Source organism: Actinoplanes sp. CA-030573 (assembly GCF_050951115.1).
Classification (GTDB): domain Bacteria; phylum Actinomycetota; class Actinomycetes; order Mycobacteriales; family Micromonosporaceae; genus Actinoplanes.
Genome location: NZ_CP192038.1, coordinates 2,371,476 through 2,396,457, shown reverse-complemented (window position 1 = coordinate 2,396,457; position 24,982 = coordinate 2,371,476). Strand labels below are relative to the sequence as shown.

General features: G+C 74.0%; 26 protein-coding genes. 13 read left to right on the top strand and 13 right to left on the bottom strand.

Going from position 1 to position 24,982, the window contains the following annotated elements:
* Positions 1-23 precede the first annotated feature (23 nt).
* From ACQP2F_RS11200 to ACQP2F_RS11190, 3 genes are read right to left on the bottom strand one after another with little or no spacing between them, the layout of a single operon-like run.
* Positions 24-893: a tetratricopeptide repeat protein gene (locus ACQP2F_RS11200; protein ID WP_433303144.1), complete on the bottom strand. Its 870-nt coding sequence runs from the start codon at positions 891-893 to the stop codon at positions 24-26.
* 58 nt (positions 894-951) lie between these two features.
* Positions 952-1,383, bottom strand: a complete 432-nt coding sequence (locus ACQP2F_RS11195) for a hypothetical protein (RefSeq protein ID WP_433303142.1) — start codon at positions 1,381-1,383, stop codon at positions 952-954.
* A complete protein-coding gene (locus ACQP2F_RS11190; RefSeq protein WP_433303140.1) occupies positions 1,383-3,560 on the bottom strand; it encodes an ATP-binding protein in 2,178 nt (725 codons plus the stop codon). Before ACQP2F_RS11190 ends, ACQP2F_RS11195 begins: the two co-directional genes overlap by 1 nt.
* A 161-nt stretch (positions 3,561-3,721) precedes the next feature.
* Between ACQP2F_RS11190 and ACQP2F_RS11185 the strand changes: the two genes are divergently transcribed.
* The 3 genes from ACQP2F_RS11185 (at position 3,722) to ACQP2F_RS11175 (ending at position 6,125) form a co-directional block, all read left to right on the top strand.
* Complete coding sequence (locus tag ACQP2F_RS11185) at positions 3,722-4,156, top strand: carboxymuconolactone decarboxylase family protein (protein WP_433303138.1); 435 nt, start codon at positions 3,722-3,724, stop codon at positions 4,154-4,156.
* Between the two features lie 14 nt (positions 4,157-4,170).
* A complete protein-coding gene (locus tag ACQP2F_RS11180) occupies positions 4,171-4,596 on the top strand; it encodes an iron chaperone (protein WP_433303136.1) in 426 nt (141 codons plus the stop codon).
* 68 nt (positions 4,597-4,664) lie between these two features.
* The gene (locus ACQP2F_RS11175) at positions 4,665-6,125 is read left to right on the top strand and encodes a diguanylate cyclase domain-containing protein (RefSeq protein ID WP_433303134.1); all 1,461 of its coding nucleotides are present in this window, start codon (positions 4,665-4,667) and stop codon (positions 6,123-6,125) included.
* Here ACQP2F_RS11175 and ACQP2F_RS11170 read toward each other — a convergent pair.
* Together ACQP2F_RS11170 and ACQP2F_RS11165 are read right to left on the bottom strand one after the other, a co-directional pair.
* The gene (locus ACQP2F_RS11170) at positions 6,122-6,964 is read right to left on the bottom strand and encodes a sensor histidine kinase (protein WP_433303132.1); all 843 of its coding nucleotides are present in this window, start codon (positions 6,962-6,964) and stop codon (positions 6,122-6,124) included. The two genes, ACQP2F_RS11175 and ACQP2F_RS11170, sit on opposite strands and share 4 nt — an antisense overlap.
* Positions 6,965-6,979: 15 nt before the next feature.
* On the bottom strand, positions 6,980-7,354 hold the full coding sequence (locus ACQP2F_RS11165) for a response regulator (RefSeq protein WP_433303130.1): 375 nt from the start codon (positions 7,352-7,354) through the stop codon (positions 6,980-6,982).
* A 148-nt stretch (positions 7,355-7,502) separates the two neighbouring features.
* Here ACQP2F_RS11165 and ACQP2F_RS11160 point away from each other — a divergent pair, with 148 nt between their 5' ends.
* From ACQP2F_RS11160 to ACQP2F_RS11150, 3 genes are all read left to right on the top strand, one after another.
* A complete protein-coding gene (locus ACQP2F_RS11160) occupies positions 7,503-7,784 on the top strand; it encodes a hypothetical protein (RefSeq protein ID WP_433303128.1) in 282 nt (93 codons plus the stop codon).
* Positions 7,785-7,947: 163 nt separating this feature from the next.
* Positions 7,948-9,765: an anthranilate synthase family protein gene (locus tag ACQP2F_RS11155; RefSeq protein ID WP_433303126.1), complete on the top strand. Its 1,818-nt coding sequence runs from the start codon at positions 7,948-7,950 to the stop codon at positions 9,763-9,765.
* Between the two features lie 92 nt (positions 9,766-9,857).
* The gene (locus ACQP2F_RS11150; protein ID WP_433303125.1) at positions 9,858-11,003 is read left to right on the top strand and encodes a MalY/PatB family protein; all 1,146 of its coding nucleotides are present in this window, start codon (positions 9,858-9,860) and stop codon (positions 11,001-11,003) included.
* A 5-nt stretch (positions 11,004-11,008) separates the two neighbouring features.
* Here ACQP2F_RS11150 and ACQP2F_RS11145 read toward each other — a convergent pair whose 3' ends face one another.
* Together ACQP2F_RS11145 and ACQP2F_RS11140 are read right to left on the bottom strand one after the other, a co-directional pair.
* Complete coding sequence (locus ACQP2F_RS11145; protein WP_433303124.1) at positions 11,009-11,305, bottom strand: hypothetical protein; 297 nt, start codon at positions 11,303-11,305, stop codon at positions 11,009-11,011.
* A gap of 188 nt (positions 11,306-11,493) precedes the next feature.
* A complete protein-coding gene (locus ACQP2F_RS11140; RefSeq protein WP_433303122.1) occupies positions 11,494-12,519 on the bottom strand; it encodes a DMT family transporter in 1,026 nt (341 codons plus the stop codon).
* On the opposite strand from ACQP2F_RS11140, the gene ACQP2F_RS11135 reads away from it, so the two are divergent.
* Positions 12,518-13,906, top strand: a complete 1,389-nt coding sequence (locus ACQP2F_RS11135) for a PLP-dependent aminotransferase family protein (RefSeq protein WP_433303120.1) — start codon at positions 12,518-12,520, stop codon at positions 13,904-13,906. The two genes, ACQP2F_RS11140 and ACQP2F_RS11135, sit on opposite strands and share 2 nt — an antisense overlap.
* Positions 13,907-14,129: 223 nt before the next feature.
* On the opposite strand, the gene ACQP2F_RS11130 is transcribed toward ACQP2F_RS11135, so the two are convergent.
* Positions 14,130-14,420: a hypothetical protein gene (locus tag ACQP2F_RS11130; RefSeq protein WP_433303119.1), complete on the bottom strand. Its 291-nt coding sequence runs from the start codon at positions 14,418-14,420 to the stop codon at positions 14,130-14,132.
* Entirely contained in the window at positions 14,417-14,920 is a 504-nt protein-coding gene (locus ACQP2F_RS11125; RefSeq protein WP_433303117.1) for a GNAT family N-acetyltransferase, read from the bottom strand. The genes ACQP2F_RS11130 and ACQP2F_RS11125 overlap by 4 nt, the downstream gene beginning before the upstream one ends.
* A 68-nt stretch (positions 14,921-14,988) precedes the next feature.
* On the opposite strand from ACQP2F_RS11125, the gene ACQP2F_RS11120 reads away from it, so the two are divergent.
* Entirely contained in the window at positions 14,989-15,300 is a 312-nt protein-coding gene (locus ACQP2F_RS11120) for a hypothetical protein (protein ID WP_433303115.1), read from the top strand.
* 26 nt (positions 15,301-15,326) lie between these two features.
* Positions 15,327-15,743, top strand: a complete 417-nt coding sequence (locus ACQP2F_RS11115; RefSeq protein WP_433303113.1) for a MarR family winged helix-turn-helix transcriptional regulator — start codon at positions 15,327-15,329, stop codon at positions 15,741-15,743.
* Positions 15,744-15,856: 113 nt separating this feature from the next.
* On the opposite strand, the gene ACQP2F_RS11110 is transcribed toward ACQP2F_RS11115, so the two are convergent.
* The 3 genes from ACQP2F_RS11110 to ACQP2F_RS11100 are packed head-to-tail and all read right to left on the bottom strand — an operon-like array spanning position 15,857 to position 18,429.
* Positions 15,857-16,468, bottom strand: a complete 612-nt coding sequence (locus ACQP2F_RS11110; protein WP_433303111.1) for an MBL fold metallo-hydrolase — start codon at positions 16,466-16,468, stop codon at positions 15,857-15,859.
* 48 nt (positions 16,469-16,516) lie between these two features.
* Positions 16,517-17,323, bottom strand: a complete 807-nt coding sequence (locus ACQP2F_RS11105) for a maleylpyruvate isomerase N-terminal domain-containing protein (RefSeq protein WP_433303110.1) — start codon at positions 17,321-17,323, stop codon at positions 16,517-16,519.
* A 17-nt stretch (positions 17,324-17,340) separates the two neighbouring features.
* The gene (locus ACQP2F_RS11100) at positions 17,341-18,429 is read right to left on the bottom strand and encodes a glycoside hydrolase family 19 protein (protein WP_433303108.1); all 1,089 of its coding nucleotides are present in this window, start codon (positions 18,427-18,429) and stop codon (positions 17,341-17,343) included.
* 130 nt (positions 18,430-18,559) lie between these two features.
* On the opposite strand from ACQP2F_RS11100, the gene ACQP2F_RS11095 reads away from it, so the two are divergent.
* From ACQP2F_RS11095 to ACQP2F_RS11080, 4 genes are all read left to right on the top strand, one after another.
* Positions 18,560-20,830: a putative bifunctional diguanylate cyclase/phosphodiesterase gene (locus ACQP2F_RS11095; protein WP_433303106.1), complete on the top strand. Its 2,271-nt coding sequence runs from the start codon at positions 18,560-18,562 to the stop codon at positions 20,828-20,830.
* A 62-nt stretch (positions 20,831-20,892) separates the two neighbouring features.
* A complete protein-coding gene (locus ACQP2F_RS11090; protein ID WP_433303104.1) occupies positions 20,893-21,417 on the top strand; it encodes a PadR family transcriptional regulator in 525 nt (174 codons plus the stop codon).
* A complete protein-coding gene (locus ACQP2F_RS11085; RefSeq protein ID WP_433303102.1) occupies positions 21,410-22,096 on the top strand; it encodes an ABC transporter ATP-binding protein in 687 nt (228 codons plus the stop codon). The genes ACQP2F_RS11090 and ACQP2F_RS11085 overlap by 8 nt, the downstream gene beginning before the upstream one ends.
* A 4-nt stretch (positions 22,097-22,100) precedes the next feature.
* Positions 22,101-23,891, top strand: a complete 1,791-nt coding sequence (locus ACQP2F_RS11080) for an FtsX-like permease family protein (RefSeq protein WP_433303101.1) — start codon at positions 22,101-22,103, stop codon at positions 23,889-23,891.
* A gap of 141 nt (positions 23,892-24,032) precedes the next feature.
* On the opposite strand, the gene ACQP2F_RS11075 is transcribed toward ACQP2F_RS11080, so the two are convergent.
* Positions 24,033-24,824 (bottom strand): thioesterase family protein, encoded by a 792-nt coding sequence (locus ACQP2F_RS11075; protein ID WP_433303099.1) that lies wholly within the window; start codon positions 24,822-24,824, stop codon positions 24,033-24,035.
* Positions 24,825-24,982: the final 158 nt, after the last annotated feature.

The window sequence follows — 24,982 nt, the reverse complement described above, 5'->3', positions numbered from 1 at the left end:
GCCGCGCGGCGCTCGGACAGACCCTAGCGCCAGCGGCGACGCATCCACCACCTCAGCAGGGGCGGGACCACCCACGAGTAGACGCAGTAGGCGAACCAGGCGGCGGCCACCGGGAAGGCCAGCCACGGCAGGCCGAGCAGGCGCAGGCCGGAGATCGTGGCCACGGCGACCAGCCAGACCTTGAGCGGGCCGAAACGCAGGATCGGGCGCAGCGGCAACATCAGCGGATGGCCGGCGATCCGCATCTCGAGCGCGGATTCCGCGTACGCCTGATCGGCCGGCGCCTCGGCGACGGCCCGGCGGAAACCGGCGTAGGCCGCACCCACCTGGCCGCGCGCGGCGCTGGTGCCGCCGAGCATGGCGTTGGCGACCGGATCGGCCGGGTGCGCGCCGACGAACTCGCGGCTGATGCGCTGGGCCTCGCGGTCGTCCCCGCGGGCGTAGGCGACCTTGACCCGGGTCGCGTAGACCATCGGCGCCTCCGGGTCCTGCGCGGCGGCCAGGGCGACCAGGCGGGCGGCCTTGTCGACCTGGCCCTCGGCGGCGCAGAGGTCGGCGTACGCGCAGAGGAGGTCGACGTCCTCGGGGGCGATGGCCAGCCCGTCGAGCAGGACCCGCTCGGCCGTCCCCGGGTGTCCGGCCTGCTGCTCGGCGCGGCCCAGCCAGTACAGCAGGTCGGGATCGGGACCGTTCTCGGCCAGTCCGGCGCGGGCCGCGTCGCCCGCCTCGGCCCAGCGGTCGAGCTGGGCGAGGGCGGCGCAGCGCAGCTTGGCGGCGACCGGCTCCATCACCTCGGCGGCGGGCAGCGTGGCCAGCGCGGCGAGCGCGTCCTGCGGCCGGCCGGCCTCGAGCATCGCGTAGGCGCGGGCGAGCACCGGCGACGGCGCGGTCATCGGCGCACCCCGACATGCCCGGCGGCCGCCGTCAACGGAACGGCCCGCGACGGCGCCCTCACCGGATCGCCACGATGATGACGACGGCCTCGAGCAGGCCGCAGCCGATGGCGGCCAGCAGGCCGGGCCACACCATGCGGGCCGGCTCGCCGCCGCGGTAGAGGAACGCGCGGAACGACCGGCGCTCGACCGCACCGACCACCAGCGCGACCAGCACGCCGGAGACCGAGCCGGCCAGCCGCAGGCCCGAGCCGCCGCCGACGGCCGCGCTGACCACCACCCGCGCGGCGAAGCAGAGCAGCCCGGCCGCGGCGATCGCCAGCATCGGGCCGCGGGCCACGCCGAGCCGGCGGCCGTTGAGCAGGCCGAGGGTGGTGGCGGTGAGCGGGCCGCCGAAGAACGCCGGATAGAAGATGGAGTCGGGCCGCCAGGGCCGCGGGCCGCCGGCGGCCCGCTCCTGGATGGTCGGCCGGAACAGGTCGTCCTGCATTACGTCCCGTCTCCTCGAAGAGCCAGCGTCGCGGCGTACTCCCGCCGGCAGTCGGCCTCCAGCTGCGCCTCGGCCAGCGGTTCCAGCAACTCGAGGGCGAGCCGGTGCTGCTCCAGCGCCTCCTCGATGCGGCCGCCGGTGCGTAAAGCTACGCCAAGGCTGTTGTGGCACCACGCCCGGTTGTGCCGCAGGTCGTGCCGCTCGGCCACGCTCAGCGCCTCGTGCAGCACGCGCAGCGCCTCGTCCAGGTCATCCAGCGCCGGCGCCTCGTCCAGGTCGTCCGGCGCCGGCGCCGGCGCCTCGTCGAGGTCGTTCAGCGCCGACGCGTCGTTCGAGTCGGCCGGCGACGGCGCGGTCGCCAGCGCGAGGCCGAGCGTCACCAGGCCCGTGACCCGGGCCGGGCCCTCCGCCAGCGCGAGCGACGCCCGGGCCAGCGCCACCGCCTCCGCGCGGTCGCCCAGCCGCAGCGTCACCCAGCCGTCGAAGGCCAGCGCCTGCGATCGGCCGCCGTCCTGGCCGAGCCGCTCGAACAGCCCGGCCGCGCGGCGGAAATGCGCCCGGGCCGCCGGCAGGTCGCCGAGGTCGCGGCAGACCCATCCGGTGCGCAGCGCCAGACCGGCCGCGACCTCGTCGCCCGGATCGAGCCCGGCCGCCTCCGAGTAGGCGGCCCGCGCCTCGTCGAGCCGGCCGGCGGCGGCGTGCGCGAAGCCGAGGTCGGCCAGCAGCGCGGCACGGTCCCGGCCCAGGCGCCCGGCGGCCTCCGCGGCGGCGGCGAGCATGCGTACCTGATCGTCGGTGCCGCGATGCCGGAAGAACCAGACCCGCATGGCCGGCGGCAGCCCGGCCACCACCTCGTCGGCGCCCAGGCGGACGGCGGTGTCGAAGGCGGCGACCAGGTTGCCGTACTCGAGGTCGAACCAGGCCGGGTCGCCGGTGGCGGCGGCCCGCTCGAGGTAGTGGGCGAGCACCCGGCGGACCGCGTCGCCGGGGCGCGGCTCCTCGTCGGCCGCGAGCTCCGACGCGTACCGGCGAAGGAGGTCGTGCAGTCGATAGCGGCCCGGTGACGTCTCGCGAACCAGGTGCGCGTCGACCAGTTCCTCGAGGGCCGCCTCGGCCCGGCCCGGCGTCAGACCGGCGAGCGCGGCCGCCACCCCCGCGTCGAAGTCGTCGCCCGGCAGCAGGCCGAGCAGCCGGAACAGGCGGCGATGACCGGCGTCGAGCTGTTGCAGCGACATCCCGAAGACGGCGTCGAACCGGCCGGCGTTGTCGCGCAGGCGCTCGGCCAGCACCGCGACCGTCCAACCCGGACGATGCCGGAGGCGGGCGCCGGCCATCCGCAGGGCCAGCGGGAGGCCGCCGCACTCGCGCAGCACCCGGCCGACCGCGTCATCGGCATCGAGGGCGAGCCCGGCGGCCCGGCCGAACAGGAGCGCGGCGTCACCGTCGGTCAACGGCTCGAGCGACACCGGCGGCACGCTCTCCAGGCCGACCAGGCGGTTGCGGCTGGTCACCAGCACGGCGGACGTCCCGGCGCCGGGCAGCAGCGGGCGCACCTGCCCGGCGTCGGCCGCGTTGTCGAGCACGACCAGCACGCGGCGGCGGGACAGCTCCGAGCGCCACCGGGCGGCACGCTCCACCTCCCCGGCCGGCGGCCGCTCGACGTCGAGCCCGGTGAGCAGCTGGGCGAGCGCGGCCGCCGGCGTCAGCGGCACGTGGCCGGGCGTGAAGCCGTGCAGATCAAGATAAAGACCACCGTCGGGGTACGCGTCGGCCAGCCGATGGGCCACATGCAGGGCGAGGCTGGTCTTGCCCACCCCGGCCATCCCGTCGACCGTGGCGGCGCCGGCGCTCCGCAGCAGCTGCTCGACCCGGGCCGCCTCCGCCTCGCGGCCGGTGAAGTCGATCAGGTCGGCGGGCAGGTCGTTGCGCCGGGGCGGGGCGGCCGGCCCGGCCCTGGACGCCTCGGCCCACACCGCGCGCAGCGGCCGGGGATCGCGCCGGACCGCCCGGCACAGCGCGACGACCGCCTCCCACGGCGGCACCAACCGGCCGGTCAGGTAGCGCGAGAGCGAGGAGCTGCTGAGGCCGGCCTCCTTGGCCAGAGCGCGCAGGCTCAGGCCGCTCAGCTCCTTGATCTGGGCGAGCTGAGCCACCAGTCGCTCGCCGGGGCCGGACACGTGCAACACCGTATCGTCCCGGCCCACGCGACCGGATCGGAGAGGCGTTCGCGCTGGTCACGGCCGTTGCCGGTGTCCCACGGTGTCCCACGCCGGGCGCGCCCGGCCGGGCTTCGATGCTCCGATGAACCCCGTCAGCACGACGCATGAAGGAGGACCCGATGCCGACCGAACGGATGCCGAGCCCGACGGCTCTGGTCGCCGGGGCGGCCGCGGCGCTGGACGCGCTCGGCGCGGCGATCGCCGGCGCGGGGGTGGACGAGCGGCTGCTGGCGCTCGCACAGCTGCGGGCCGGCCAGATCAACGGGTGCGCGCCGGGCGTGGCCGCCGGCGTGGACCGGGCCCGGCGGGCCGGCGCGAGCGACGACCAGCTGCACGCGCTCGTGGCCTGGCGGGAGACCTCCTGGTTCAGCGCCGAGGAACGGGCCGCGCTGGCTCTCACCGAGGCGGTGACCCGGCTCGGCGACGGCGTGCCGGACCGGGTGTGGGACGTGGCCGCCACCCACTTCGACCACCGGGAGCTGGCCGGGCTGCTGCTCGCCATCGCGCTGGCCAACGCCGTCAACCGTCTCGACGTATCGACACACGCCCGCTAGAAGGAGATCAGATCATGGCCGTCACCAAGAAGAACACCACCGGTTTCAGCGACGCCGAGCGCGGCGCGATGAAGGAGCGCAACCGCGAGCTCAAGGCGGGCAAGGGCGACACCGAGGCCGAGGTTCTCGCCAAGATCGAGGGGATGCCGGACGCCGACCGCGCGATCGCCGGACGCCTCCACGAGGTGATCAAGGCGGCGGCGCCCGAGCTCACGCCCAAGACCTGGTACGGCATGCCGGCGTACTACCGCGACGGCAAGATGATCTGCTTCGTCCAGGCCGCGTCGAAGTTCAAGGCCCGCTTCGGGATGCTGGGTTTCAGCGACCAGGCAAACCTCGACGACGGCGACATGTGGCCGGCCTACTACGCGGTGGCCGCGCTGTCCCCCGAGGTCGAGGCCCGGGTGACCGCGCTGGTGCGGCAGGCGGTCAGCGGCTAGCTTCCCCGGCGGGTGAACCGGATCCGGAAACCTCAAGCCCGTCCGCCGGTCGCCGATGAGCGGGCATCATGACAGCGCACGGCATCACCAGACGACGATCGGCGTGGCCGCTGCATGCCGGCGTGCTGGCCGTCTCGGCCATGGCCGCCGCCGCGTACCTGACGGCCGGCCCGCACCCGCGCGTGGTGATCTTCGCGCTGGTCACGCTGGCGCCGGTCGCCACCTTCGCGGGCGCGCTCGCCACCGGGCGCCTGCCCGACCGCCGGCCCTGGCTCACCGCCGCAGTCGGACTCGTGCTGCTGTCGGTGAGCATGGCGTTCTGGTCGGACTGGGTGACCGCGCACCACCTCGGGCGGGCCGAGGGCCGCCCGGCCGACCTCGCGATCGCCTCCGCCCACCTGGTCTTCCTGGCCGGCACCGCGGGCGTGCTGCGCAAGCACGGCGCCAACGACCACGCCGGCCTGCTGGACGCCGCCCTCTTCGGGGTGTGCGTGGCCGGGCCGATCTGGGTGTGGCTGATCGCGCCCCGGCTCACGCCGGCCGCGACCCCGCTCGGCGAGATGCTGGTGCTGGCCGACCTGGCGGTGCTGGCGGCCGTGCTCGGCTGCCTGGTCCGGATCGGCCGGCGGGCGACGCGGGCCCGCGGGCCGATCGCCTATCTGGTGCTGACCGCGTCCTGCACGCTCGCCGCCCACCTGACGTCGGTGGCGACGGCCGCGCACGGGAGCACCGACGCGACCACGGTGCTGCTCATGCTCGCGTACCTGACGATCGCGGCCGCACCCCTGCACCCGGCCGCGTCGCTGGTCACCAACCCGGACCGGCCGGGCAAGGAGGCGACCGGCGAGCCGCCGCTGCTCTGGATGGGCGCGGCGTTGTGCGCGAACCCGCTGATCGCCGCGATCCAGCTGGCCCGCGGAGACGAGACCGCGAACGTGCTGCTGCCGGTCGGTTCGATGCTGGCGGTGCCGCTGGTGCTGCTGCGGCTGCGGCAGATGTCGGCGCTGCGCGGTGAGGCCGAGCGGACCCTGGCTCATCACGCCCATCATGACGAGCTGACCGGCCTGCATAACCGCCGGCACGTGGTCGCCGAGATCGACCGGGCGCTGGCCGACCTCGAGCGTGGCGACCTCGCCGAGGTGACGCTGCTGCTGCTCGATCTCGACGGGTTCAAGCCGGTCAACGACCACTACGGTCACCAGGCGGGCGACGTGGTCCTGCGGGAGGTGGCGTCGCGGCTGGCGGCGATCGCGGGCGCACAGGACGTCGTCGGGCGGATCGGCGGCGACGAGTTCGTGGTGCTGCGCCGCGGTGGCGGGCGGGAGGAGCTGGCCGGGCGGGTGGCGAGCGAGGTGGGCCGGCCCATCCCGGTGGGTTCGGCGACCGTACGGGTGGGAGCGTCGGCGGGCACGGCGACGGCCGGCCGGGGCGAGGCGGTCGACCGCGACACCCTGATCGGGCGGGCGGACGCGGCCATGTACGCCGAGAAGGCCACCCACCGCCGCGACCGGGCGCGCGCCGCGGCCTAGCGCACAGGCAGGCGCACGGTCACGGTGGTGCCGACGTTCTCGGTCGAGTCGACGTCGATCGAGCCGCCGTGGTTGTCGACGATCTTGCGGCAGATGGCGAGGCCGAGGCCGGTGCCGGGCACCGCCTGGCGGATCGCGTTGGTGGCCCGGAAGAAGCGCACGAACAGCGCCTGCTGCTCGTCGGCCGGGATGCCCATGCCGGTGTCGGCGACCACCACGACCGCCTCGTCGCGATCCTGCTCGGCGCGGACGGTCACCGTGCCCTCGGCCGGCGTGAACTTGACCGCGTTGCCGAGCAGGTTGGCGAGCACGCGGTCGAGCTGGACGCTGTCACCCCGCAACGGCAGAGGTCCCCGTACGTCGGCATGAAGCCCCACCGAGGCCTTCGCGGCCGCCGGCGACACCGCCGTGAGCGCGCGCTCGACGACCTGGGCGAGGTCCACGTCGCCCGGCTCGCTCCGGAACCCGCCGGACTCGATCCGGGAGAGCGTGAGGATGTCCTCGATCAGCTCGCGCAGCCGGCGGGTGTTGCGGGCGATCACCTCGACCATCCGCAGCTGGGCGTCGCTCAGCTCCGGCGGCTCGGCGTCGCGCAACAGCTCGACGTAGCCGGAGATGCTGGTCAGCGGCGTGCGCAGCTCGTGCGACACGGTGGCCATGAAGTCGGTCTTGGCGGCGTCCAGCGCGAACAGCTGGGCCTCGAGCTCGCCCTCCCGGTGGCGGCGCCGGAGGATCTCGGCCCGCATCCGCGCCACCGACCGCCCGAGCGCGACGGTCGCGACCGCGCCACCCGCGATCAAGCCGGCCGCGAAGCAGGCGCCGGGCACCGTGCGCCGCATCGCCAGCGCCGCGTCTCAGGCCCGGGTCCGGCTCAGCAGCGCCTGGATCCGGGAGACGAGTTCGCGCGGGCTGAACGGCTTGGTCACGTAGTCGTCGGCCCCGGCGCTGAACCCGCCCTCGACATCCTGCTCCTGCACCCGGGCGGTGAGCATGATGATCAGCATGCCCGCGGTGGCGGCGTCGGCGCGGAGCATCCGGCACACGTCGATGCCGGAGAGGCCGGGCATCGAGACGTCGAGGACGGCGAGCGTGGGCAGCCGGCTGCGGGCCTGGTCGAGGGCGGTCTGTCCGTCCTCGACCGCGATCACCTCGAAACCCGCCTGTTCGAGCTTGAACGCGACCAGGTCACGGATGTCGGCGTCGTCGTCGGCGACCAGAACGACCGTCACAGCATCTCCTCGGTTGGTACCACTAAACGGCACCATATCCCGATATCAGGGGTTGTGACGTGTGCTCAGGGGAAAGGAGCTCTCAGCGACCCGCAACTCAAGCGCAACCGTGGCGCATCGAACCTGCAGCCCAGGACGGGTGTTCTGGTTGGCACGACGCCCGAACTACCGCCGGCAGGAGGACCCGATGACCGTGACCATGGACGACGTCCGTACCGAAGCGCTCTTCGTCTCGGACGTTCAGCGTTCTCAGCAGCCGACGGCCGAGCTGATCCGAGCCGCGGTGACGGCCACGGTCGACCGCCTGGGCGAGGCCCGCTGCGCCGAGCTGGTCGCCCAGGAGTTCGGCGAGCACCCCGACTGCGCCCCGTCCCGCATGCGCTGGGCCCGCAACGCCGTGCGTCTCGCCTTCTCCGGGCCGATGCCCTAAGCTTCCGAACCATGCACGCGCGATTGAGGATGTGGTGGCCCGCCCGACCGGCGGCCACACCCACCCGCGCGTAACCCACCACGCGGCCGCCTCCCCGAGGCGGCCGTTTTCTTGTGGCCTCGACCTCGGCCGGCGCACCGCCCAGCGAGGAAGAGGACCAGCCATGCAGCCCTTCGCCCTGCTCCACCGCGACGGCGCCGACCACGTCGAGGTGCTCACCGGCGACGTGATCACGGTCGCCACGCTCGACGACATCCCGCTCAAGCGCGGCCGCCGCACGCTCGCGGTCATCCCCTACCGGCAGATCGCCGAGCGCGGCTTCGCCTGCGTCGACGACGGCGCTCCCCTGGAGTGCCTGCTGGTCACCGAGAGCCGCACCGAGCCGCTCGGCAGCTTCCCGCCGGGCCGGCTGCGGATCACCGACGGCGCCTTCGACCTCTCCGACGACGAGTACGGCGAGATCGTCGAGACCGTCCTGCGCGACGAGATCGGCCGCGGCGAGGGCGCCAACTTCGTCATCCACCGCGTCTTCGAGGCCGATGTCGAGGGCGACCCGGTCGAGGCGGCCCGCGCCGCGTTCGGTCGCCTGCTGCACGGCGAGCGGGGCACGTACTGGACCTTCCTCGTGCACACCGGCCGCCGCACGCTGGTCGGCGCCACCCCCGAGCGGCACGTCAGCGTCCTCGACGGGATCACCATGATGAACCCGATCAGCGGCACCTTCCGCCACGGCGACCGGGAGCTGCTCGACTTCCTCGCCGATCCCAAGGAGATCGAGGAGCTCTACATGGTGCTCGACGAGGAGCTCAAGATGATGGCCACGGTCGCCGAGCACGGCGGGCAGGTGGCCGGGCCGTACCTCAAGCAGATGTCCCAGCTCACCCACACCGAGTACCTGCTGGCCGGGCGCGGGTCGCTGGACGTGCGCGAGGTGCTGCGCGAGACCATGTTCGCGCCGACGGTGACCGGCAGCCCGATCGAGAACGCGTGCCGGGTGATTGCCCGGCACGAGCGACGGGGCCGCGGCTACTACGCCGGCGTGCTGGCCCTGCTCGACCACGATGAGCAGGGGCGGCAGACGCTGGACGCGCCGATCCTGATCCGCACGGCCGAGATCTCCCCGGCCGGCCGGCTACGGGTGCCGGTCGGCGCCACGCTGGTGCGGCATTCGACCGCGGCGGGCGAGGTGGCGGAGACGTACACCAAAGCGGCGGGGATATTGGGCGCGCTGGGTGCCGAGGGTTCCGCGGCCCCTCCCGTACGCCCGGAAGCCGAGTCCCCGGAGATCCGCGCCGCGCTCGCCGCCCGCAACGATCAGCTCGCGCGCTTCTGGCTCGACTCCCGCGCCCCCGGCGCCCTCACCGTGCCCGCGCTCGCCGGCCGCACCGCGCTGATCGTCGACGGCGAGGACACGTTCACGGCGATGCTCGCCCACCAGCTCAAGGCGCTCGGGCTGAAGGTCGAGGTGAAGCCGTGGCAGTCGGCGGTCGGCCGCACCCCGCTCGAGCCCGACCTCGTCGTGGTCGGCCCCGGCCCCGGCGACCCCGGCGACCTGACCGACCCGAAGATGGCCGCCATGCGTGACCTGGTCGCCGACCTGCTCGCGGCCCGCCGGCCGCTGCTCGGGGTGTGCCTCGGCCACGAGATCCTGGCCGTGCTGCTCGGGCTGCGCCTGCACCGGCGCGACTCGCCCTACCAGGGGCTGGCCCGCGACGTCGAGCTCTTCGGCGCGGTACGGCGGGTCGGCTTCTACTCCAGCTTCGCGGCCCTTTCCGCGTCGGACCACCTGGACTCGCCGCTCGGCCCGGTGGAGATCGCCCGCGACGAGACCGACGACGCCGTGCACGCGCTGCGCGGGCCGGGCTTCGCCGGCGTGCAGTTCCACCCGGAGTCGGTGCTGAGCCGGGACGGGGTGGCGGTGCTCGCCGAGCTTCTTCCCACATTGATGTCCGGCGTGGTTAGCCCGGCCGCGAACGGGTAGCAGAACTGGCACCGGTGGTTCAAGGGGATCGAGAGCCTCCGCTTGGACCACCGGCCACCTTGCTCAGGTTTCCGTCGCTTAGGGTTTCCGTCGTGACCGGCCCGCTGCACCGCCTGACGCTCGATCAGCTCCGCGAGCGCACCAGCGAGAAGTGGCGCGTGCACCCCGCCGATGTCCTTCCCCTGTTCGTCGCCGAGCTGGACGTCCCGCCGGCCGAGCCGATCGTGCGGGCCGTCACGGGCGCGATGAGCCGCGGGGACACCGGTTACCCGGCCGGGACCGGCTACGCCGAGGCGCTGGCCGCGTTCGCCCGCGAGCGCTGGGCGTGGGACGGCATCGCGGTCGAGCGCACCACGATGGTCCCGGACGTGATGAACGGCATCGCCGAGATCCTGCGCGTGGTGGCCGATCCCGGCGGCGACGTGGTGGTCAACTCGCCGGTCTACCCGCCGTTCTACGACTTCGTGCGGCACGGCGGGCGGCGGATCGTGGAGGCGCCGCTCGGCCCCGGCGGCCGGATCGACCTCGCGGTGCTCGACGCGACGTTCGCCCGGGTCGCGACGCCCGGCGCCCGGCCGGCCTACCTGCTGTGCAGCCCGCACAACCCGACCGGCGCCGTGCACACGGCGGACGAGCTCGAGGCGGTGGCGGCGCTGGCCGGCCGGCATGGCGTACGGGTGGTAGCGGACGAGATCCACGCGCCGCTCGTGTTCGCGGGGGCGGGGTTCGTGCCGTACCTGAGCGTGCCCGGCGCCGGGACCGGATTCTCGGTGATGTCCGCCTCGAAGGCGTGGAACCTGGCCGGCCTCAAGGCCGCGGTGGCCATCGCCGGGCCGGGGGCCGCCGACGACCTCGCCCGGCTGCCGTGGTGGCTCCGGTCGGGGCCGAGCCACGTCGGCGTCCTGGCCCACGTGGCGGCGCTGCGCGACGGCGGCGAGTGGCTCGACGCCCTGCTGGACGGCCTGGCCGCGAACCGCGACCTGCTCGCCGGGCTGCTGGCCGAGCACCTGCCCGGGGTCCGCTACCAACCGGGCGACGGCACCTATCTGGCCTGGCTGGACTGCCGGGAGCTCGGGCTCGGCGACGACCCGGCGGCGGTCTTCCTCGAGCGCGGCCGGGTCGCGCTGAACTCGGGGCCGACGTTCGGCACCGGCGGGGCGGGCCACGTGCGGCTCAACTTCGGGACCTCGCCCGAGATCGTCACGGAGGCGGTCCGGCGGATGGTTCGCGCGCTCTGACTGACCTAGCGCGGCCGGGGCAGGTCGCGTGTGTCGGCCTCGGCCACGATGGACTCGGCCACGTGCCGCAACTGGGACGGGTCGGGGCGGAAACCGTCGGCGATGTCGTGGTGCAGGCCCGACTTGGTCCGCCGCAGCAGGGTGTCGGTCACCTCGTCGACGGACTCCCCGGCGTACGTGTGCCTGGTCTTCTCCGTCGCCGCCCGCAGCGCCGACGTCAGCTGGTCCTGCAGGGGCCCGCGCAGCTTGTCCTCGACCGGGTTGAGGCTCTTCGGATCCAGCGTGACCTGCGGCTCGGCCATCATCATCCCCCATAGTCGTCACGGCGCTCGGGCCAAAAGGCGCGACGCTGATACCCCACCACGCCGCACCGGAAACGTCCGGCCGGCGAAGGTCACGGCGACCGCGAAGGCCGCCGACCCGGCCGGGCAACCGATCCCGCTGCCGCTCATGGGCCTGGACGGCGGTCTGGGGTTCGGGGCTGAGCCACTCACCGTTCGTCAGCGAGGCGTCCCGCACCGTCGTCTATCTGAGCTGGACAGTGCTCCGGGTGGCGGCGGCGCTCGGGCCGGCCGCCGCCTTCCAGCGCCGCGACCCGTGACGGCAGGGTCCGCGCCGGCCGGGCGCGGCTGTGCTGGGTGAGGAGGACGCAGGAGAGCACGAGCAGGGCGGCGCCGATCGAGGCGGGGGTGACGGTCTCGCCGAGCAGCGACGCCGACCAGAGCAGGGTGAGCACCGGCTGGCCGAGCTGGATCTGGCCGACCCGCGCGATGCCGCCCCGGGCCAGGCCCGCGTACCAGGCGAAGAAGCCGAGGAACATGGAGATCACGGTGAGGTAGCCGAACGCCGCCCAGGCCGCGGCGTTCGCCCGCGGCGGGTGGAGGGTGGCCGCGCCGAGCGCGATGGTCACGGTGGCGGGCAACGACAAGATCAAGGCCCAGCAGATGGTACGGGCGCCGCCCAGCTCCCGGGCGAGCCGCCCGCCCTCGGCATAGCCCAGTCCGCACAGCGTCACCGCCGCCAGCAGGTAGACGTCCACCGTGGAGAGCGAGCCGTGGACGGTGCCGGTGGTGGCCAGGAAGACGAGGACCGCGGCGAGGCCGCCGGCGACCGCGAGCCAGAACCGGGGCGGCGGCCGTTCCCCGGCCCGCAGCACGGCGAAGACGGCGGTCATCGCCGGCAGCACGGTGACGACCACCGCGCCGTGGGCCGAGGTCTGCGAGGTCAGGGCCAGCGAGGTGAACAGCGGAAAGCCGACCACCACGCCGAGCGCTACGATGGCGAGCCGGCGCCATTGGTCGCGGGTGGGCCGCGGCGCTCCGGTGGCGAGCAGATAGATCGAGGCCAGCAGGCCGGCCCCGACCGCGCGGCCGAACGCCACGAACCACGGGTCCAGGTGCTGCACGGCGACCCGGGTCATCGGCAGCGACATGCTGAACGCCAGCACGCCCAGCGCGCCGAGCGCGAGGCCGGCCGTTACCGTCTTCGGCTCGGTAGCGCTACTCTTTGTCTTCATGAATGACGGTAACGCAGCCGAGCGCGTTATCCAAGGCCTCCGCCTGCTGGCTGCCGCCGCTCCGCCCGGGGCGCGGCTCCCCTCCGTGCGCGTGCTGAGCGATCGTCACCGCGCATCCCCGGTAACAGTCACGGCCGCGATCCGGCAGTTGGTGGCGGCGGGCGTGATCGAGACACGGCCGGGGAAGGGCACGTTTGTCGCCCGGCAGGCGACACCTTTGGGCGACATTTCCGATTTATCGTGGCAAACCGTGGCGCTGGGTCCAGGACCGGCGGGTAACGCGGACATGCAGGCGTTACTGGCGTTGCCGCCCGAGGGCGCGATCCCGCTCTCCGGCGGCTACCTGGACGCCGACCTTCAGCCGACCGCCGCGCTGGGCGCCGCCCTGGCCCGGGTGGCCCGGCAACCGGCGGCCTGGCAGCGGGGACCGGTCGAGGGACGGGCCGACCTGCGTGCCTGGTTCGCCCGCGAGGTCGGCCTGCACGCCGACGACATGGTGATCTGCCCCGGCGGCCAGGCCGCGCTCTCCTCGGCGCTGCGCTCGCTGGTGACGCCCGGCGACACGCTCCTCGTGGAGTCGCCGACCTATCTCGGCGCGCTCGCCTCGGCCCGCGCCACCGGTCTGCGGGTGGTACCGGTGCCGGCCGACGCCGAGGGGGTGCTCCCGGATCAGCTCGGGGCGGCTTTCGCGCGTACGGGCGCAAGGTTGTTCTATTGCCAGCCGCTGCACGCCAACCCCACCGGCGCCACCCTCGCGACGCACCGCCGGGCCGCGGTCGCCGCGGCCGTACGCGAGGCCGGCGCCTTCCTCATCGAGGACGACTACGCGCGGGACCTCACGATCGACGGTGACGCCCCCGCCCCGCTCGCCGCCGACGACCCCGACGGCCACGTCATCTACCTGCGCTCACTCACCAAGCCGGCGGCGCCGGGCCTGCGCGTGGCCGCGATCGGCGCCCGTGGCCCGGCCCGCGAACGCCTGCGCGCGGCCCGCCTGCTCGACGACTTCTTCGTGGCCGGCCCGCTCCAGCAGGCCACCCTCGAGCTGGTCACCGCCCCCGGCTGGCTCCGCCACCGGCGCGCGTTGCGATCGGCCCTGCGCGACCGGCGCGAGGCTCTGCTGGCCGCCCTGCGCCGTCATCTGCCGTCGCTGGTCCCGCCCGTCATCCCGCGTGGCGGCCTGCACCTGTGGGCCCCGCTGCCCCCGGCCACCGACGACGTAGCCCTGGCCGCGGCGGCCGCGGCCGCGGGCGTGGTGGTCTTCCCCGGCCGGCCGTGGTTCCCGGCCGAGCCCCCGGCGCCCTACCTGCGCCTGACCTACGCCGCGGCCGCCCCGGACCGGATGGACGAGGCCGTCCGCCGCCTCGCCCGATGCCTCACCGGCTGAGCCCACCGGCGGCGCGGCCCGAGTGCGACGCCCTCGACAAGGCGGCCCGAGAGCGACGCCCTCGACAAGGCGGCCCGAGAGCGACGCCCTCGACAAGGCGGCCCGAGAGCGACGCCCTCGACAAGGCGGCCCGAGAGCGACGCCCTCGACGAGATGGCCGGGGAGCGGCGCCCCTCGACGAGACGGCCGAAAGCGGCGGTCTTGCCAAGTGCCCGGGCAGCGGCTATCTGGCCGCGTAGGAGGCGGTCAGCGCCAGGCCGCCGGCGGCCAGGATCGGCAGCCCGATGGTCAGGATCCCGGCCAGCCCGAGCCCGACCAGCAGCACTCCCGACGCGGTCAACGCCGGCCGGCCCGGCCGGATGGCGCCGACGACGGCCAGCAGCACGGCCGCGGCCAGCCCGGCCACGAACCACATCGCCGGCTCGTCGCCCTCGCCGCGGATCAGTCCGACGTAGACGATCAGCATCACGACGGCGATCGCGGCCGCCGCCAGCGCGCACAGACGCGAGGTCATGGCTCATCGTGGCAAATCTCGTAGACGAGCTCCAGGCCGTCCTCGTCGTCCCACTGCTCGCCGACCTTGACGAACCCGTACTGCATCGCCAGATCGTGCGAGGCGACGTTGTCCGGCCGGATGCTCACCCGTACCCGCCGCACCCGGGAATCGCTCCTCGCCCGCGCGAGCAAAAGCTCCAGCGCCGCCCGCGCGTAGCCGCGGCGCCGATATGCCGGATCCACCGCGTAGCCGATCTCGACCATGCCGCCGGCGTCCGGCGGCGCGTGGAAACCGGCGCGCCCGACCGCCACGCCCGCCGCCGCGTCCCAGATGACGCCGGTCACCCAGGCGGCGGCCTCCGGGTCCCGCGCACACTGCTCACTCCGGCGGCGCCACACCCCGCGGCACTCCGGCCCGGTCAGGTACGGCGAGAGCGGCACCGGGGCCGGCGCCGGCTCGCCCGCGGCCAGGGCGTCGAAGACCGGCCCGCTCAGATGCACGATGCGCACGTCAGTCACGCGGCAAAGGTTAGGCCGGGACCGCGCGGCCGGCGGCCCGGGTTGCGCCGCTGCGGTGCAATGCTCGCATGATGATCCGGCGTGGCGTCGTCACCTACTGGCTGATCGTGGCGGTGACCGTGGGCATCGTCGCCGCCGTGAAGGTGTGGCCGCGGCCGCTGGAGGCGCGCCGGGACGAAGCCGTGGATCTCTGCAAGGCGGCCGTGGACGACCAGGCGCCGACCGACCGGCGGAAGGTGTGGCACGAGGCGTCCCTACGGGTCGGCGGGGACCGGCTGATCACGGTGTCGGGCGCGTTCTCGACCGGGGACGCCGGCCTCCGGAGGTTTGCCTGCGAGATCGAGGACGGGCGGGTCACCAGCTCCGAAGTCGGCACCTGACTACAGCAGTGCTGTATTCTTGCTCGATGGAGGACATCGCCGAGGAGCTGCGGCAAGCGGTGGGGCGGTTCGTGCGGGCCACCCGCGCGCATGCGGACACGCTGCCGCCGACGCGGGCCGCCACGATGGGGCATCTGAGCCGCGAGGGGCCGCTCACCATCGCGCAGCTGGCGGCTCGGCGCGGGGTGCGGCATCAGAGCATGAGCCGCACGGTGGCCGAGCTCGAGGCGCTGGGCTTCGTGCGCCGGGCGGTCAATCCCGGCGACGCGCGCGGCTTCGTGCTCACGCTCACCGCGGCCGGCGCAGCCGCGCTCGACGCCGACCGCGCGGCGCGCCGGGACTGGGTCGCGGGGGCGATCGCGTCCCGGCTCACCCCGGCCGAGCGGGCGATGCTGGCGGCCGTTCCGCCGCTGCTCGACCGCCTGGCCGAGGGGCCTGCTTAGACCACCCGGCCGGCACGCCTCGAGCAACGGCCGAACCGGCCGGCGCGCCTCGGAGCGCGACCGCCGCCGGCCGGCGCGCCTCGGAGCGCGACCGCCGAACCCGCCGGCACGCCTTACAGCGTGACGGACGAACCGGGCGGCAGGACCTCGACCGGCACCCCGGCGAGCCCCTCGACCAGCGTCGCGAACGACTTCTGCCCCAGCTCGCTCAGCATCAGCTCGTGAATCTGCACGACCCGTTCCGGCCCCACCGCCCGCACGAAGTCGGCCGCCTCGCCGAACCTCGTCCACGGCCCGCTGCTCGGCAGCAGCAGCGTCCCGATCGGCACCCCGGGCACGAAATAGGCGTCGCCGGGGTGATAGACGGCACCGTCGATCACGTACCCCAGGTTCTCGATCCGCGGAATGCCGGCATGAATCTCCGCATGCTCACCACCCACCACCCGCACGTCGAACCCCGCGATCTCGAGCCGATCACCGGGCGCTGCCGCGGTCACCCTCTCCCCCACCTTCTCCCGTACGCCGGGAGGCCCCACCACCGGCACCGCAGCCGACCGCAACAGCTCCTCGTCGAGGTGGTCGAAGTGCTCATGGGTGACGAGAACCGCGTCGGCGCCGGCCACCGCCTCCCGGGCCCCGGGCGTGAACACGCCGGGGTCGATGACGAGAGTGCGGCCGGCCTTGGTCAGCGCCACGCAGGCGTGAGCGTGTTTGGTGAGTTCCACGAATACAGCCTAGCTGTATATTTCGCGAGCGGCGACGCGCCGGCGTGGTCAGCCGAAGGCGAGCTTCCGCCGGCCGGCCCGGGCCAGCGCTTCGGCCTCGGCCGGCGTGACGGGCGCGCGGCCGGTGGTCTTGCGCAGCACGGTCACCGGGTCCCAGCCCAGCCCGGCCACCACCGGCGGCGCGGTGAAGAGCAGACCGAGCACGCAGTCGGTGGCGGCGGGAGTCAACCAGGGCGGCCGGCCCGCGGCGTCGCTCACGTCGAGGCCGTGCAGGGCCAGCTCGACCACGCGGGTGACCAGGAACTCCGACAACAGCATCGCGTCGCCGTGGCGGGTGCGGATCAGGCGGCCGTCGGGCTCGCGGGCGCAGGCGTCGAGCACGGCGGTAACGGTGGCCGCGGCGGCATCGACGGCAGTAGCGGCGGCAAGCGCGCCGGCAACGCCGGCATCCGCGCCGGTAACGGCAGCATTCGCGCCGGTAACGCCGGGACCCGCGCCAGCAACGGCGGCATGCGCGCCGGTAACGCCGGGACCCGCGCCGGTAACGGAAGTAGCGGCGCCGGTAACGGTGGTAGCGGCGCGAGCCTGGGCGGTCCGGATGCGCTCGGCGTTGGCGGCCGCGCTGAAGCGGGCATCCGCTCGGTAATAGGTCACCGCTGTGGTGTCCGGCCGGTCCGGCGCGGGCCGGGCGAGATTCTCCGGTACGCGGTCGAGCGCCGTCACCACGTGTCCGACCAGCTCGCGTACGTCCCACGGAGTGCAGCGGGTGGGCCGGTCCCAGTCGTCCGGCTCCAGCCCGCGCACCCCGTCGAGGAACGCCCTGGCCTCATCGCTGAGCGCGCGTGACACCTTCACGGCGCGATGATGTCACGTCAGCAGCTCAGGTTTCCGCCCGTGGGGACGCCGAGCAGGCCGGCGAACCGGGTGTAGAGGTCGACCCGGCTCTGCACCTGGGCCGGGTTGCCGCCGTTGCACTCGATGCTGTTGATGGCCCGGATGGTGGTGCCGAAGCCCTGGCCGTTGACCATCGCGTTGTGCGACGTGGTCCCGGCCGCGCCGGTGCCGGTCATCCAGTACCACAGGCCGGTCTGCCACGAGACCGATGCGTTGGTGCCGACCAGGCCCGGGTTGTTGAGCAGGTCGATCCCGAGCGCGTTGCCCGCCGCGTAGTAGTTGAAGTTCCAGCTCAGCTGGATCGGACCACGGCCGTGGTACGCGGACTGGCCGGCCGGGCACCCGTACGGCTGGGAGTAGTCGCAGTAGTGCGGCCAGTTGGCCGTGTTGATCTCGTCGATGTAGACCAGCCCACCGGTCTCGTGGCTCACGTTGGCCAGGAACGCGGCGGCCTCCTGCTTCTTGACCGTGTCGCTGCCCGAGGTGGCGAAGGCGGGATATTTCTTCATCGCGTCGGTCAGTCCGGCGTACGTGTAGAAGCTGTTCCGCCCCGGGAACATCTGGTTGAAGACAGCCTCGCTCACGACGAAGCCGGAGTTCCCGCCGCCACCGCCTCCCCCGCCGCCGCCGGTCCCGGTGCAGGAGTAGGGCGACCAGAACCAGGTGCTGATCGTCGGGTCGTAGCCCGGGTTCTCGTGGGTGGCCTGGTAGAACTGGCCGTTGGTGTAGCGGACGATCGCGCCGACCGCGTAGTACTGCCCGGCGACCCAGTTCGGGTAGTTGCAGGTGGTACCGCCACCGCCGCCGCCGCTACCGCCGTCGCCGCACCCACCGCCGTCCTGCCAGACGCCCGAGCCGCCGGTGCTCGGCGCCTCGCCCTGCGTCCACCACTTCGCGGTCCAGTTGTGGCCGTTGTAGGAGGCCGTCATGCCGCCGGTGTACACGGTCGAGCTGCTGTAGGGGGTCACGCAGGCCGTGGCCGCGTCGGACGCGGTCATCGGCAGAATCGCCGCGGCGGCGGCGACCAGCGCCGCGGCCACGGCCGCGAACACGCCTCGTTTCGTCATGCATAGACGAAACCAAATGTCTTCATCACTGTAAAGAAGCTTAAGACATTCGGGCAACGGCAATTGTTCAGATCGCTACCGGGGACGCCGATGACTACGGAGTCACACGCCTCACCGACTGGAGCCCGCCATGCCCGAACCACCTGGAGGCCATGCCCCCAGGCCGCTTCGTGCCCTGGCCTGGCTCTGGTTCCTGCTGGCCGGAACGATCGCCGCGACGGCGTACATCGTGCTGCCGCAGAACCAGCTCACCAACTGGATCTTCCCGGCGGTGAACAGCAGCGGCGCGATCGCCGCGATCATCGGCCTCTCCCGCAACCGGCCCCGCAACCGGTCGGCCTGGACCATGCTGGCGGCCGCGCTGACGATGTCGGCGCTGGGCGACATCATCTTCGCCGGCTATGACCTGTTCCGCACCGAGCCGCCGTTCCCGTCGGTCGCCGATGTCCTCTACATCGCCGCGCACCTGGTCGCGGCGGCCGCGGTGGTACGCCTGAGCCACCACGCCGGCCGGGACAGCATGCTCGAGGCCGGGGTCCTGACCGTCCCGCTCGCGCTGCAGTACTGGATCCACATCATCGGCCCGACCCTGCACGACGGCGGCACCGGCCTCGCCGTGCTGGTCGCCGTCGGCACCCCGGTCGGCACGCTGATCGTGCTGTTCGGCGCCCTGCGGGCCGGCCTCAGCATGGAGATGCGCAAGGTGCCCGCCCGGCTGCTGGTCGCCGGCATGGTGGCCTGGTTCGTGCCGGACGCCTACTACGCCACCGCCAGCCTCAACGGCACCTACGTCGGCGGCGGCTGGATGGACTTCGGCTGGATGCTGTTCCCGCTGCTGCTCGGCGCGGCCGCCCTGCACCCGCAGATGCCGCAGCTCAACGTGCCGCTGCACGTCTCGACGAACATCCTGAGCGTGCGCCGCTACCTGGTGGTCATCGCCGGGGTGCTGACGCTCGACGGGTACGCCGTGGTCACCGCCGACGGCCAGACCCGCCTGGTCGCGATCGCCGTGCTGGTCTCGGCCGCGCTCGCCGCCATCCGCATCCGCCGCCCGCTGCGCGACATGGGCCGGCGCGCGACCCAGGACGCCCTGACCGGGCTGCCCAACCGCACCGAGCTGCTGCGCCGGCTGACGTTCGCGCTGGCCGAGCTGCCGGCCGACGGCAGCAGCAAGGTCGCCCTGCTCTTCTGTGACCTGGACCGGTTCAAGGACGTCAACGACAGCCTCGGTCACGAGGCCGGCGACCGGATGCTGGTCACCATCGCCGACCGCATCGTCGCCTCGGTGCGCGACGATCGCGACATCGTGGCCCGGCTCGGCGGCGACGAGTTCGTGATCCTCATGCCCGGGGCGACCGAGGCCGACACCGAGGTCGTCGCCGAGCGGCTGGTCACCACGTTCACCGAGCCGATCGTCATCAACGGCACCGAGCTCTACCCCTCGGTCTCGGTCGGCGTGCGCACCACCGACGACTACCAGGCCGACCCGGCCGAGCTGCTGCGCGACGCGGACGCCGCGATGTACCGGGCCAAGAGCGGGGGACGCGGCCGGGCCGAGCGCTTCGACGACGCGTACGCCGCGGAGGCCAGCGCCCGCCTGCGGCTGGACACCGAGCTGCGGCACGCGCTGGCCAACGGCGAGCTGCTGTGCGTCTACCACCCCGAGATCGACATCGTGACCGGCCGGCTCTACGCGCTGGAGGCTCTCGTCCGCTGGCAGCACCCCGAGCGCGGCCTGCTCGGGCCGGACGAGTTCGTGCCGCACGCCGAGACCCACGGCATCGTCGGGCAGCTCTTCGAGCAGGTGCTCGACCAGGTGCTGGCCGCACAGGACGAGTGGCTGGACCGCTTCGGCTGGCGCCCGCCGGTGGCCGTCAACGTGTCGCCGCGCCAGCTCAGTGACCAGCGCCTGGTCCCGATCGTGCTGGCCGCCCTCGAGGCGCACGACGCCCCGGCCTCGGCCCTGATCCTCGAGGTCACCGAGACCGCGCTGGTCGACGACGCGATCATGACCGGCACCCTGGCCGACCTGCGCCGGCACGGCGTGGCGGTGGCCGTCGACGACTTCGGCACCGGCTACTCGTCGGTGTCCCGCCTGGCCGACCGGCACTGGGACGCCCTGAAGATCGACCGCAGCTTCGTCGCCGGCATCACCGAGGACGCGGCCCGCGAGGGCGTCGTGAACGCGATGATCGCGCTGGCCCACGCGCTGCGCCTGCGGGCCATCGCCGAGGGCGTCGAGGACGAGGCGACGCTGGCCAAGCTGCGCGAGCTCGGCTGCGACGCGGCGCAGGGCTACCTGTTCACCCGCCCGGTCGGCGCGGCCGAGATCAGCCGCATGATCGAGATGTCGCCGGAGTGGAACGCCGACCCGGCCGCCGAGATCGCCGTGGTCGCCTAGCACCCTTGACACGCTCACGGATAACCGTTATCTCTTAGATAACCGTTATCGGTGGAGGCGTGATGCAAGATGTCGTGCTGGCTTTGCTGGCCAAGGAACCGTCCTACGGCTATGAACTCCGTTCCCGGCTGCGCTCCGCGCTCGGCCCGCTCGGTGAGGCGCACAACGACGGCCAGATCTACGTGACCCTCGGCCGCCTGGAGAAGGCCGGCCTGATCACGGCCGAGCTGACCGGCGAGGGCGACGGCCGCGACAAGAAGGTCTACGCCCTGACCGCCGACGGGCAACGGCGCGTCGCCGACTGGCTGGCCGAGGTGTCCTGGCCGCGCCCGGCGCCGTCCGACTTCCATCTCAAGCTGGTCGCGGCCGCCGCCGCGAACCTGGCCGACCCGCTCGCCCTGGTCGACGCCCAGCGCCGCGAGCTGCTGCGCCGCTTGCGGGAGGCGCAGCGGGCGGTGCTCGCCGAGCCGGACGGCTCGCTGGCCGGGCTGCTGCTGGAAGGACAGGTACTGCGGCTGGAGGCCGACCTGACCTGGCTGGACGCGTGCGAGCGCACCTGGGCGAATCGGGGGAACGGACATGAGTGACGTGGTGCTGCGCACCCGCGGTGTGCGCAAGGAGTTCGGCCGCGGCCCGGCGCGCGTGGTCGCCGTCGACGGCGTGGACGTCGAGATCGAGCGGGGCGAGACCGTCGCGGTGATGGGCCCGAGCGGCTGCGGCAAGTCGACGCTGCTGCACCTGCTCGGCGGCCTGCAGCGGGCCTCGGCCGGCGAGATCGAGGTGGACGGGCGGCGCATCGACGGGCTGAGCGAGCGTGGTCTCGCCCGGCTGCGCCGCGACCGCATCGGCTTCGTCTTCCAGGCCTTCCACCTGATGGACGAACTGACCGCCGTGGAGAACGTGGAGCTCCCCGCGCTGCTCGCCGGCGCCCCGGCCGCCCGGCGGCGGGCGCTCGACCTCCTCGACCGGGTCGGGCTCGCCGACCGGGCCGGCCACCTGCCGTCCGCGCTCTCGGGCGGCCAGCGGCAGCGGGTCGCGATCGCCCGGGCGCTGGCCAACGAGCCGCTGATCGTGCTCGCCGACGAGCCGACCGGCAACCTCGACAGCGCCGCCACGAACGAGGTGCTGCGGCTGTTCGACCGCTTGCACGAGGCCGGTCAGACCCTGGTCATCGTCACGCACGACCCGCGGATCGCGGCGACCGCCGGCCGGCTGCTGTCGATGCGCGACGGCGCGCTGGTCGACCAGACCATGCTGGTGGGCTGACGACATGGGCCGACTTCGACTGATCCTGCGCCTGGCCGGCCGTGATCTGCGCCGCCGTCCGGTCGAGGCGGTGCTGGTCCTGCTGGTGGTGGCCGCCGCCACGACGACACTGACCATCGGGCTGGCCCTGCACGGGGTCACCGACCACCCCTACGAGCAGACGCGAGCGGCGACCGCCGGTCCCGACGTGATCGCCACGCTGGTGCAGGAGAACGGCGGTCCGGCCGACCCGGCCGCCGTCGCCGCGCTGACCGGCGCGCCCGGGGTGACCGGGCACGCCGGCCCCTATCCCCTGCGCTACACCTCGCTGACCACCGGCGGCCGGCCGATGACGGTGGCCGCCCTCGGCCGCGACACCGGCCCCGGTCCGATCGACCGACCCAAGGTGATCCACGGACATTGGGTACGCCCGGGGCAGCTCGTTCTCGAGCGGGCGTTCGCCGACGCGATCGGCGCGCACATCGGCGACACCGTCACGCTCGGCGGCCACCCCTTCGTCGTCGGCGGAACCGCGGTCAGCGCCGCCCTGCCCGCGTACCCGAGCAGCCTGTGCCACATCGTCTGCTTCGCCGACGTGCGCCCGGGCATGGGCGCGTTCGACATCGGGCTCGTCTGGCTCACCACCGCCGACAGCGCACGGCTGACCGGCGCGACGCCGATGACCGCGTACCTCGTCGACCTGCGCCTGGCCGACCCGGCCTCGGCCCCGGCCTTCGCGGCGGCGCACGACCGGCGGCCATCGCTGTTCGTCCTGTCCTGGACGGACATCCAGGGCGCGGACGCCGGCGTCACCCGCACCGAGCAGGCGGCGCTGCAGGTCGGCGGCGTGCTGCTGGCGCTGCTCGCGCTCGCCGCGCTGACCGTGCTGGCCGGCCGGCGGCTGACCGACCAGACCCGCCGCGTCGGGCTGCTCAAGGCCGTCGGGGGCGGGCCCGTCCTGATCACGGCCGTGCTGCTGGTCGAGCACCTCACGCTCGCGGTGCTCGCGGCCACCGGCGGTCTGGTCCTCGGCCACGCCCTGGCCGGCCGGTTCACGGACCCCGGCGACGGGCTCCTCGGCGCCGCCGGGACGCCTATGCTCACCGGCGCCTCGGCCCTCGTCGTCCTGGGGACCGCGGTGCTGGTCGCGCTCATCGCCACCGCCGGGCCGGCCCTGCGCGCGGGACGCACCACCACCATCACGGCGCTGCACGGGCCGAGCCGTACCCCACGCCGCAGCACCCGGCTGATCGCGGTCTCCGCGCGGCTTCCCGGGCCGCTGCTGCTCGGCCTGCGCCTGATCGGCCGCCGCCCCTCCCGGGCGCTGCTCAGCGTTCTCAGCGTCACCGTCACCGCGGCCGGCCTGGTCACGCTGCTGATCAGCGACACGGTGACCCGCGTCTACACCGCCGGCCTGCACAACCCGCGGGCCGAACGGCTCACCCAGGTCACCGTCGTCATCACCGTCATGCTGCTGATCATGGCCGCGGTCACCACCGTCTTCACGACCTGGGCCACGGTCGCCGACGCCCGCCACCACGCCGCCCTGGCCCGGGCCTTCGGCTCGACACCGGCCCAGGTCGGCGCCGGCCTGGCCGCGGCGCAGGTGGTTCCGGCCGTCGGCGGCGTCCTGCTCGGCACGCCGCTCGGCATCCTGCTCTACCGGACCGTCACCCAGACCCCGCTCACCCTGCCCCCGGCCGGCCGGCTCCTGGCGCTGCTGGCGGCCATCGTGCTCGCCGTCGCCGCCTGCACCGCCCTGCCCGCCCGCCTCGGCGCGCGGCGCCCGATCGCCGACATCCTCGCCGCCGAGTGAGCCGGCGCGCGCACCTGGGGATGACGAGCGAAACTTGTCGTACGCCGGCCGTATTCTCACCCCACCCAGTGAACGGGGTGGGGTGGGCTGGGGTGGGCTGGGCTGGGCTTTGGTGGGCTGGGGTGGTGTGGCGGGGTCGGTCTAGACGCGGATGGCGGCCAGCTGCGTCGCCTGCGCGACGAGATTGCCCTTGGCGTCCCAGGCCAGCGCCGTCTCGTCCATCCGGCCCGAGGTGATCTCGGCGGCGTTCATCAGGATCCGGAGCGGTCCGGGTGCGGGCAGGCGCCGGTTGTACGCGGTGAAGGTGATCGTCGGCGCCCAGCCAGTCACGCCCAGGGTCAGCGAGATCGGCGGCGCCAGGTCCAGCGCCACCAGCATGCTCAGCGGGTCCCAGTCGGCGCCGTCGGCCAGCCGCAGCCAGGCGCCGACCCGGCCCGCCGGCGACGGCCGCCCGACGGCGAAGCCGAGCGAGGCCGGGTCGAGGCGGTGCTCCACCACGTCGAGCAGGTGCACCCGGAACGCGGCGCCGGGCGCGTCGGCCGGCAGCAGGAAACAGTCGTCCTCGGGCGGCAGCTCCGGCGGTGGCGCGGCCGACCAGTACGGCTCGGCGTCGTCGAGCACACCCTGGGTGACCAGCGCCTCGGCGCAGACCGTCCGGTCCTGCTCGAGCGTGGCCCGGAACTGGGCGGTCGAGCGGCCCTCGCGCAGCGGCACGACGGTGACGACGGCCGGGCCGGGTGCGGGCGGCAGCAGGAACGACGTACTGACCGCGACCGTGTGCGGGTGGCTCGCGGCCGCCGTCACCGCCCGGGCCAGCACCGCCATCAAATAGCCGCCGTGCAGCTTGTCGCCGACCGCCCAGTGCGCGTCGAGCTCGGCCCGGAAGGCGCCGCCCTCGGGCCGGACCGCCGTGGCCTCCGCGAACGTCCTCATGATGATCAAGCTGCCACGACGCCGGGACGGCGGTCAAATCCCGCGGCCGCCGGGTTTCGCACGCCACGCCCGAACGGATCGGCGCTGTCGCGGTTCCGTCTCAAACGAGCTGAATCGCGCACGGTCGTCGATCCTGGGGACCCGGAAGGGGGTGGGCG

Bases quoted from the DNA above. Each gene is read 5' to 3' on its own strand.
- ACQP2F_RS11120 (WP_433303115.1), top strand. From the start codon at position 14,989: ATGATGATCCGGCGTGGCGTCGTCACCTACTGGCTGATCGTGGCGGTG.
- ACQP2F_RS11090 (WP_433303104.1), top strand. From the start codon at position 20,893: ATGCAAGATGTCGTGCTGGCTTTGCTGGCCAAGGAACCGTCCTACGGC.
- ACQP2F_RS11100 (WP_433303108.1), bottom strand. From the start codon at position 18,429: ATGACGAAACGAGGCGTGTTCGCGGCCGTGGCCGCGGCGCTGGTCGCC.
- ACQP2F_RS11080 (WP_433303101.1), top strand. From the start codon at position 22,101: ATGGGCCGACTTCGACTGATCCTGCGCCTGGCCGGCCGTGATCTGCGC.
- ACQP2F_RS11145 (WP_433303124.1), bottom strand. From the start codon at position 11,305: ATGGCCGAGCCGCAGGTCACGCTGGATCCGAAGAGCCTCAACCCGGTC.
- ACQP2F_RS11200 (WP_433303144.1), bottom strand. From the start codon at position 893: ATGACCGCGCCGTCGCCGGTGCTCGCCCGCGCCTACGCGATGCTCGAG.
- ACQP2F_RS11155 (WP_433303126.1), top strand. From the start codon at position 7,948: ATGCAGCCCTTCGCCCTGCTCCACCGCGACGGCGCCGACCACGTCGAG.
- ACQP2F_RS11170 (WP_433303132.1), bottom strand. From the start codon at position 6,964: ATGCGGCGCACGGTGCCCGGCGCCTGCTTCGCGGCCGGCTTGATCGCG.
- ACQP2F_RS11135 (WP_433303120.1), top strand. From the start codon at position 12,518: ATGAATGACGGTAACGCAGCCGAGCGCGTTATCCAAGGCCTCCGCCTG.
- ACQP2F_RS11085 (WP_433303102.1), top strand. From the start codon at position 21,410: ATGAGTGACGTGGTGCTGCGCACCCGCGGTGTGCGCAAGGAGTTCGGC.
- ACQP2F_RS11115 (WP_433303113.1), top strand. From the start codon at position 15,327: ATGGAGGACATCGCCGAGGAGCTGCGGCAAGCGGTGGGGCGGTTCGTG.
- ACQP2F_RS11175 (WP_433303134.1), top strand. From the start codon at position 4,665: ATGACAGCGCACGGCATCACCAGACGACGATCGGCGTGGCCGCTGCAT.
- ACQP2F_RS11195 (WP_433303142.1), bottom strand. From the start codon at position 1,383: ATGCAGGACGACCTGTTCCGGCCGACCATCCAGGAGCGGGCCGCCGGC.
- ACQP2F_RS11180 (WP_433303136.1), top strand. From the start codon at position 4,171: ATGGCCGTCACCAAGAAGAACACCACCGGTTTCAGCGACGCCGAGCGC.
- ACQP2F_RS11140 (WP_433303122.1), bottom strand. From the start codon at position 12,519: ATGAAGACAAAGAGTAGCGCTACCGAGCCGAAGACGGTAACGGCCGGC.
- ACQP2F_RS11095 (WP_433303106.1), top strand. From the start codon at position 18,560: ATGCCCGAACCACCTGGAGGCCATGCCCCCAGGCCGCTTCGTGCCCTG.
- ACQP2F_RS11185 (WP_433303138.1), top strand. From the start codon at position 3,722: ATGCCGACCGAACGGATGCCGAGCCCGACGGCTCTGGTCGCCGGGGCG.
- ACQP2F_RS11075 (WP_433303099.1), bottom strand. From the start codon at position 24,824: ATGAGGACGTTCGCGGAGGCCACGGCGGTCCGGCCCGAGGGCGGCGCC.
- ACQP2F_RS11130 (WP_433303119.1), bottom strand. From the start codon at position 14,420: ATGACCTCGCGTCTGTGCGCGCTGGCGGCGGCCGCGATCGCCGTCGTG.